This window comes from Anabaena sp. WFMT (genome assembly GCF_051781005.1).
Taxonomy (GTDB): domain Bacteria; phylum Cyanobacteriota; class Cyanobacteriia; order Cyanobacteriales; family Nostocaceae; genus Anabaena.
Map to the genome: position 1 here is coordinate 123,493 of NZ_JBPWOA010000019.1, position 9,008 is coordinate 132,500.

At 40.6% G+C, this 9,008-nt stretch carries 3 protein-coding genes, 1 rRNA gene and 1 pseudogene (1 of these 5 running past the window's edge); all 5 read left to right on the plus strand.

Annotated features, from left to right (window positions below; all coding sequences use genetic code 11):
- Positions 1 to 2,055: 2,055 nt before the first annotated feature.
- Positions 2,056 to 3,111 (plus strand): agmatinase SpeB, encoded by a 1,056-nt coding sequence (speB, locus tag ACSQ6I_RS12050; RefSeq protein WP_438890570.1) that lies wholly within the window; start codon positions 2,056 to 2,058, stop codon positions 3,109 to 3,111.
- Between the two features lie 301 nt (positions 3,112 to 3,412).
- Positions 3,413 to 4,888: an Asp-tRNA(Asn)/Glu-tRNA(Gln) amidotransferase subunit GatB gene (gene gatB / locus ACSQ6I_RS12055; protein ID WP_438890571.1), complete on the plus strand. Its 1,476-nt coding sequence runs from the start codon at positions 3,413 to 3,415 to the stop codon at positions 4,886 to 4,888.
- A 767-nt stretch (positions 4,889 to 5,655) separates the two neighbouring features.
- Positions 5,656 to 6,897: a bifunctional ornithine acetyltransferase/N-acetylglutamate synthase gene (gene argJ / locus ACSQ6I_RS12060; protein WP_438890572.1), complete on the plus strand. Its 1,242-nt coding sequence runs from the start codon at positions 5,656 to 5,658 to the stop codon at positions 6,895 to 6,897.
- A gap of 77 nt (positions 6,898 to 6,974) precedes the next feature.
- Positions 6,975 to 7,349: pseudogene (locus ACSQ6I_RS12065) on the plus strand (hypothetical protein); the annotation flags it as partial.
- A 308-nt stretch (positions 7,350 to 7,657) separates the two neighbouring features.
- A 16S ribosomal RNA gene (locus ACSQ6I_RS12070) occupies positions 7,658 to 9,008 on the plus strand; it runs 138 nt beyond the window's last position.

Below are 9,008 nucleotides of genomic sequence, written 5' to 3' on the forward strand. Positions count from 1 at the left end.
GTATATAGAGAATTTAGGAAAAATAGAAACTGAATAGTCTCAGTAAATGCTTATGGTGTCTGGCAAGGAATAACATTTTCATTACTATTCAAAATATACAAGTCCAAAAAGTGACTCAAACGAATGATATCTATAAAATGAAAATGCAATTAACATAGTAGCGGAAATAATTACAAAACTCCAAGAAATGGGGTTTAAATATGAGTTAGTTATCTTCAGATAGTTTTTACTGTGAGAGTGAAATATTTCTGAGTGTGTTGAATCAATATCAACTCTTATGTTGAAAGTGATAAAAAATTGATGTTACTATAGCATTTCTTCATCACATTAGATACATCATAGTCCCCTCATCGCTTGCGGGGAGCGGCTTGGGGGTGGGGTTTTTGTAACTCACTCAACCGATAAACGCTATATACTTTAACCAATTTATTTGAAGAATTAATCAGCCTATAGGAAGTATTAAAAACATCATAAATAATACCAATTAGTGATTCTATAAATTAAAAAAAAGGTTTAGCGATCTGCTAAACCTCTATAGAAAGCAGTTATTCGACACACCAGAATTAATTTAAATCTATTCCTAATTCTAGTCATCTTCCTATAGGATCTATCCAAATATTCATAAATCTGATAGAAACTTACGTATTTAAATTTTTGGATAAATCTACTACCAAAAGAAAGATTAAAAATCAAACTTAGTAGCTTCTAAGTTTTTACGCAGCTAAATTTAATAAACAGTATGACCTTGATCTTTAACAGGAGTTTAGACTAAATCGATCAAGTTAAAGAAAAAAGAGAGTTTGTTTTCAACAGTCCCCCTTTTGGTAGTATCTAAAACAAGAACCACCTAATCTCACCTGCTAACATGATATAAAAAGTGCAAGATTAGTTATTCTCTTTAAATATTAATACTTAATTTTCATCTTCTTCAATTGATTTTATCATTTGATACTGTTCATCTTAATTTTTATTTTTGCATTCACTGAATGTATTCAAATACCTATTTTTTCGTAGTCTATGATAGTGATAGCTACGTCCGTTACAAGTATCGTCTACTGAGCTTGAATCCGTCCACCCCATTTACAGTCAGCATTTACAATTTGTAGATGAGTCTAATTATTATTAATCCGCAGAAATATCCCTTGAAAAGCGGAAAAGTGTCATTCACTAGCAGCTGTTACAAGATTTGTACACACCTTATAGGAAGATGAACTCTAATCAGAAAGAGTTTAAATTATCTACATATGGTAAACACCTGGTATATACAAAGGCTTGGCTTTAGTCCACGCCTTTTTCATGCTTAAGATATTTACTTATTTGTTTTTATACGATAGGGACAAAAGAAGCTAAAAATTGTGTCCAAGTAATGCTTTATCAGTTTTTGGGGTATTTGGATACATCCTTTAGGAAGATGATCTGTAAGCAGACTAGAACTAAATTAATTTAGTACGTTGTTAAGCACAGCAATTATAGAGGTTTGGTTTATTGCCAAACCTTTTTTCTAAATGTAACTGCTAACCTTTATAATTAGTGTTCCCAAGCCAACTTTAAATAAAATGCTGATGAAAACATTCAATCGAGATCCAACTGTACCAAAAATTTACCCTTTTCAAATTAGGCATCTTTAACATAATGGTTTTAACCTTTGCTAACAAGGATTTTCAACATTGAAAGACAGATACTAATCACCTATAAACAGTATATTTTTTAAAATCTATAATCAGTACCCAGATAGAATTAATTACACAGATTGGTTTTCTGTTCCCCGTTCGGAGTTCGGACGTTCGGCGTACCCCTTTAGGGAAGCAAGCGTTCGACTGAGCTCACGCCGAAGTCTACGCGTAGCGTCCCGCAGGGATAGCGCAGTTAAACCATATCGATAGCGTGGCGTTAGTATAGTATGCTCACGGCGAAAGCCTGTTAAGAGTTCCCTCTCTCCACCAATGAATTTAATTTTGTCCGACTACTTGTATTTATTTCATTGATCTACACTGCTACAATGCAAATATTAACCAAGCAGGTTTTGTCTGCTGATATGCATCCAGAATATAAGTGATGAGTAATCAAATCCATGACTATAATCCCAGCGGTATAGCTGAAATCAATGGTAATTTACTGGGTTTACCTTATGATTACGAGTCTGCAAACTTGATTGTCTTTGCTGTACCGTGGGAAGTTACTGTTTCCTATGGTGCTGGTACAGCTAACGGACCACAACGGATTTTAGATGCGTCATTCCAAATAGATTTATTCGATTTTGATAATCCTGATGGTTGGAAACAGGGAATTTTCATGGTGGAAATTCCCCAAGATATTTTAGATAAAAATCATTACTATCGTCAACAAGCAGCCAAAATTATCGAAAGACAAGCAGAAGGTAAACCGCTCACAAATACACCTGATTTAACATCTGTACTAACAGAAATTAATCAAGCAAGTGAACAGGTGAATCAATGGCTGTTTAAGCATTGTCAAGCAGCAATGAATCAGGGTAAAAAAGTCGCTGTTATTGGTGGTGATCATAGCTCACCGTTGGGTTATTTCCACGCATTAGCTGCTAGATATGATAGTTATGGCATTCTGCACATTGACGCACACGCAGATTTGCGCGACTCTTACGAGGAATTTGAATTTTCTCATGCGTCGATTATGTTCAATGCGATGAAAATACCGCAAATTTCTAAGTTAGTGCAAGTAGGTTTGCGGGATATTTGTCAAGATGAAGTAGATATAATCAATAATTATAATGGGCGGATTATAGCTTATTATGATTCTGCGATTAAACAAAAGTTATATTCTGGAAATACTTGGATTGATATATGTCGAGAAATGATCAATCATTTACCTGAAAATGTTTATATTAGCTTTGATGTGGATGGGTTAGATCCTAAACTGTGTCCAAATACTGGAACTCCGGTTCCTGGGGGATTGGAATTAGAACAAGCTTATTGTTTGTTTAGGGAATTGGTAAATAGCGGTAGAAAAATTATTGGTTTTGATTTGTGTGAAGTCGGTGATGCTGAGTGGGATGGTAATGTGGGTGCGAGGATAGTTTATAAGTTGGCGAATTTATTGAATTTATCCCAGAAAAACAGTACTTACGGAAATTAAATCTAGTCTAGAAACCCAGTCTATCTCTGAATCAGGATTTACAGGATTATCTCGCTTCCAGTTTAGAGGAATCATGCATTGCTTTACAAGTCCTGCGATCGCACTTCCCATCATTTTTACCCAGAATATGTTTCCGGTATTTTTTAATAGGTTATTTTTGATACAGTATGAAAGACCGGGATCTGGATTTTATCAGGCTTCAAGAATTGTGGTGAGAAGTCCGGGCTAAGAGTGAGACGTGGGGCTTCTTTTGTTTTCAGCTAAAATAGTACCCTAAAGAAAATTCAGAAAAATCGTAATTATGACAACTGCTACACCCGTAAAAACTGAATATGAAGCGATTATAGGTTTAGAAACCCATTGTCAACTCAGTACCAACACCAAAATTTTTTCCAATAGTTCCACCGCATTTGGTGCTGACCCCAATACTAATATCGACCCGGTATGTATGGGTTTACCAGGGGTTTTACCCGTGCTTAACGCCAAAGTTCTAGAATATGCTGTCAAAACTGGTTTGGCGCTAAATTGTCAAATTGCTAGATATAGCAAATTTGACCGTAAACAGTATTTCTATCCTGACTTACCCAAAAATTACCAAATTTCTCAATATGACTTACCTATAGCCGAACACGGTTGGATAGAAATTGAATTGGTAGATGATGCTGGCAACCCCATTCGCAAACGCATCGGTATTACCCGCTTACACATGGAAGAGGATGCGGGAAAACTCGTACACGCAGGGAGTGAAAGGCTTTCGGGTTCTACCTATTCTCTGGTAGATTACAACAGAGCAGGTGTTCCGTTGGTGGAAATTGTTTCTGAACCTGACTTGCGTTCTGGACAAGAAGCGGCTGAATATGCTCAAGAATTACGCCGAATTGTGCGCTATCTTGGTGTCAGTGATGGCAATATGCAGGAAGGTTCTCTGCGTTGTGATGTAAATATTTCTGTTCGTCCTGTGGGAAGAAAGGAATTTGGGACGAAGGTAGAAATCAAGAATATGAACTCTTTTAGTGCTATCCAAAAGGCGATAGACTATGAAATTGAGCGTCAAATTGCAGCAATTGAAGCTGGGGAAAGAATTATTCAAGAAACTCGTTTGTGGGAAGAAGGTTCCCAACGTACAAGTAGTATGCGAGTTAAGGAAGGTTCTAGCGATTATCGGTATTTCCCGGAACCAGATTTGTCACCAATTCAGGTGAGTGAGCAACAATTAGAAACTTGGTTGAGTGAGTTACCGGAATTACCGACGCAAAAACGCCATCATTATGAAAATGAGTTGGGTCTTTCAGCTTATGATGCACGAGTCTTGACAGAAGATAGTTCGGTAGCTGATTATTTTGAAAGTTCCATCAAATCTGGTGCAAATCCTAAAGCTGCTGCTAACTGGATTACCCAAGATATTGCTGCTTACCTGAATAAGCAAAAACTCACTATTGCAGAAATTGCTTTAACTCCCGCTAATCTTGCTGATGTGATTACTCGCATTGAAACTGGTAAAATTAGCAACGCTCAAGCAAAGGAAAAACTCTCAGATTTACTGAGTGGTGTTACTCCTGAGAAAGCTTTTGCAGGTCAAGAGTTAATTAGTGATCCTACTGTCTTAGAACCTATCATAGATGAAATCATAGCCGCTAATACTCAACAATTAGAAAAGTATCGTGCTGGTAATACTAACCTCAAAGGTTTCTTTGTCGGACAAGTATTGAAAAAGACCGGTAAACGTGCTGATCCAAAACTGACTAATGAATTACTGGAAAAGAAACTTAATGCTTAGTTGTGGGTGGGATGAAAGTGATGATAATTCAATTTTTTTCCTGACAATTTCACACCAGATTTTTGTAAAAAAACTAAAAAATGGGTGATACCCCCCATCCCTTAAGTGCTATACTTTGCTAGTTAGATGCACCCTGATGATTTGGAGAGCTGCCTAAGTGGCTCTCTTCCTTTCGGAGAATTTACGCAAATATATCTTTGAGATCAAGTTCGGATAATTAAAGCCACTGAGTTTTCCTCTGACCGAGTATTTATATGAATGGGAAAAAAAGCAGGGTTCTTAGGTTGCTTTTGTGAAGTATTTAAAATCAGGTTGACAAATAATCACTAAAAAGAGTATTGAACACGTCCTAAAATGAAAGTAATTTTCGTAACTTTTTTAGTAAAAATCCTGAAAAAGGGGTTTCACCCATCACCCTTAAAATGTTATACTGTGATAAGTAGATGCACCCTGATGATTTGGAGAGCTATTTAATTGGCTCTCTTTTTTAGTTTTTATCTCTTAGTATTTAAAATAACATAGTCTAAATAGTTTTTTGGGAGTTAAAAATAACATGACTCAATTTTATGCTTAGGTGTGCAGCACTGTCACTATAAATACGGTTAAAAACCATTACGGTCATACCAAATCAACTGGTGCAAGATTGCCATCTACAGATAAACTCACAATAAGGAGAAATACGGGATAGCTAACCTGAGCCGGAAGCGGTAAAAGTCGGAGCAGCAATCTACAAACCTACTGAATATATAGTTTTTGTGAGAAAAATTATGGGAGACTGGCAGGAAATTACTGGTGGAGTGACAGCAGCTAGAGGGTATCGAGCAGCGGGAATTACGGCCGGACTTAAACCTTCAGGATTGCCGGATTTGGCGTTAATATTGTCAGATGTAGATGCGATCGCAGCCGGTGTGTTCACAACTAGTCATGTTAAAGCTGCTTGTGTGGATTATTGCCGTCAACGTTTGCAAGCTAAACATAGTGCCAGAGCTATATTATGCAACGCTGGACAGGCTAATGCCGCGACAGGTAGCCAAGGTGTAAAAGATGCTCTGGAAAGTGCTGATTTATTAGCTAAAGAATTGGGTATTTCCCCAGAAGCGATTTTACTGGCTTCTACAGGCGTAATTGGTCAAAGAATTAAAATGGATATACTGCGTGGTGGTATACCCAAGGTAGTAGCAGCACTGTCAGAAACAGGCTCAGATGCTGCTGCTGGAGCTATTATCACCACCGATTTAGTCACAAAATCAATTGCTCTAGAAACAACTATAGGCGACCGTCCCGTGAGAATTGGCGGCATTGCCAAAGGTTCGGGAATGATACACCCCAACATGGCCACTATGCTGGCATTTGTCACCTGTGATGCTGCTGTTGCACCCACGCTTTGGCAACAAATGCTAACAAGAGCAGCAGATAGAAGTTTCAATTCTATTACCGTTGATGGTGATACCAGCACAAATGATAGCTTAATTGCTTTAGCAAATGGTCAATCTCGCACCCCAGCAATTACAGAAATGGGTGTAGAAGCAGAGAGACTAGAAGCCATGCTAACAGCAGTATGCCAGCATTTAGCGAAAGCGATCGCACGTGACGGAGAAGGTGCAACCTGCTTAGTAGAAGTGCAAGTCACCGGCGCACAAGATGAAACAGCAGCACGACAAATCGCCAAAACCATCGCTGGGTCTTCTTTAGTCAAATCTGCAATCTTTGGACGTGACCCCAATTGGGGACGTATCGCCGGCGCTGCTGGACGTGCAGGAGTACCCTTTGAACAAGATAATTTGCAAATTAAATTAGGGGATTTCTTACTTTTTAATAATGGTCAACCTTTACCTTTTGATAAAGCCGCAGCTAGTGCATATTTAAAAAAAGCAGCATCAGGTGCGTATCTAAAAGAAGATACAGTATTAATTTCGGTCAGCGTTGGTAATGGTCACGGCACAGGTCAAGCATGGGGTTGTGATTTGAGTTACGACTATGTGAAAATTAACGCCGAATATACAACTTGAATCAATTCCAGAGTTTGCATTTGGGACTAAAAACATGAGAGAAAAGGCGTGAAATATATCATAAAAAAGCAAGAACAATGCTTGCCCACGCCCAGGAGCTAGTCTACACCCTATCTGAGTTGATGCCTACCCATTACCAAAAACAGAACTTAGAAGCGATGTTTGGTTTATTCTTGGAGGCTCAAGGACATCCTTTACCAGAACACTCAAAAACTAAATCAGCAAGTGCGTTAAGCCGATTCCTAAATATTCAACCCTAGTCAACAAGGGAAATGATTCGCACTGTGCGTGATTATGCAATTAAACTGCACCAACAAGGACAACAAGTACGTTTAGTCGGTTTAAACTTCCCCGTTACTGTGTCCTGGTATTATCTCAAACGTGACAACGGTAAGTTGGAAAAACGTTTTGTCTTGTCCACTCGACCGCTGAAAGCTAGCACTATTAAATGGTGAGCCAGCGCGGTGGACGGGTTCCCCGGCATAAAGCGACTGGCGAACCTGAAGGGTGGGGTAAGCGCAGGTGGCGGATTGAGCAGTAACCCTAAAAAAGTTTTCAAAACCCCTTGACAGAAGAGAGGAAGAATTGGTATGTTTAATAAGTGAGGGCAAAAGCCCAATGCGCTGAACCGAGAAAAGATAATAATACTTTGAAAGAATAAAGACGACCATTCCTCGTCAAAAAAATCAACTGAACAATCCTGGAAAGAAAAATAGAGGATTGAAGAGGTTAAAGAATTAGAGCTTAAGAAGAACGAACCAAAATGGAGAGTTTGATCCTGGCTCAGGATGAACGCTGGCGGTATGCTTAACACATGCAAGTCGAACGGAATCCTTAGGGATTTAGTGGCGGACGGGTGAGTAACGCGTGAGAATCTGGCTTCAGGTCGGGGACAACAGTTGGAAACGACTGCTAATACCGGATATGCCGAGAGGTGAAAGATTAATTGCCTGGAGATGAGCTCGCGTCTGATTAGCTAGTTGGTGGGGTAAGAGCCTACCAAGGCGACGATCAGTAGCTGGTCTGAGAGGATGATCAGCCACACTGGGACTGAGACACGGCCCAGACTCCTACGGGAGGCAGCAGTGGGGAATTTTCCGCAATGGGCGAAAGCCTGACGGAGCAATACCGCGTGAGGGAGGAAGGCTCTTGGGTCGTAAACCTCTTTTCTCAGGGAAGAAAAAAATGACGGTACCTGAGGAATAAGCATCGGCTAACTCCGTGCCAGCAGCCGCGGTAATACGGAGGATGCAAGCGTTATCCGGAATGATTGGGCGTAAAGCGTCCGCAGGTGGCCATGTAAGTCTGCTGTTAAAGAGTCATGCTCAACATGATAAAAGCAGTGGAAACTACACGGCTAGAGTACGTTCGGGGCAGAGGGAATTCCTGGTGTAGCGGTGAAATGCGTAGATATCAGGAAGAACACCGGTGGCGAAAGCGCTCTGCTAGGCCGTAACTGACACTGAGGGACGAAAGCTAGGGGAGCGAATGGGATTAGATACCCCAGTAGTCCTAGCCGTAAACGATGGATACTAGGCGTGGCTTGTATCGACCCGAGCCGTGCCGTAGCTAACGCGTTAAGTATCCCGCCTGGGGAGTACGCACGCAAGTGTGAAACTCAAAGGAATTGACGGGGGCCCGCACAAGCGGTGGAGTATGTGGTTTAATTCGATGCAACGCGAAGAACCTTACCAAGACTTGACATGTCGCGAATCTTTCTGAAAGGAGAGAGTGCCTTCGGGAGCGCGAACACAGGTGGTGCATGGCTGTCGTCAGCTCGTGTCGTGAGATGTTGGGTTAAGTCCCGCAACGAGCGCAACCCTCGTTTTTAGTTGCCAGCATTAAGTTGGGCACTCTAGAGAGACTGCCGGTGACAAACCGGAGGAAGGTGAGGATGACGTCAAGTCAGCATGCCCCTTACGTCTTGGGCTACACACGTACTACAATGCTACGGACAAAGGGCAGCTACACAGCGATGTGATGCTAATCTCATAAACCGTAGCTCAGTTCAGATCGCAGGCTGCAACTCGCCTGCGTGAAGGAGGAATCGCTAGTAATTGCAGGTCAGCATACTGCAGTGAATTCGTTCCCGGGCCTTGTACACACCGCCC